At 41.0% G+C, this 266-nt stretch carries 1 rRNA gene; it reads right to left on the bottom strand.

Annotation, left to right across the window (positions count from 1 at the left end):
• Positions 1-214 precede the first annotated feature (214 nt).
• Positions 215-266, bottom strand: a 16S ribosomal RNA gene (locus AC0DBE_RS21795); the annotation flags it as partial.

Raw genomic sequence — 266 nt, 5'->3', positions numbered from 1 at the left:
CTCCTAGTGCCAAGGCATCCACCGTGCGCCCTTTCTAACTTAACCGTTAAAAAGAATCACTATGTGATATCTTGTCTTACTAATTGAATGTGATGTCTACTGTTATCTAGTTTTCAAAGAACACGTTTCGAAGGAATGATCCTTCAAAACTAAACAAGACAGGGAACGTTCTGTTTATAAGACCCAAGGTCTTATATTCCGTAAATATCCTTAGAAAGGAGGTGATCCAGCCGCACCTTCCGATACGGCTACCTTGTTACGACTTC

Source organism: Bacillus sp. VA15, from assembly GCF_055721145.1.
Note: the sequence above shows the minus strand (reverse complement) of the source record. Positions and strands in the feature narration are given on the sequence as shown.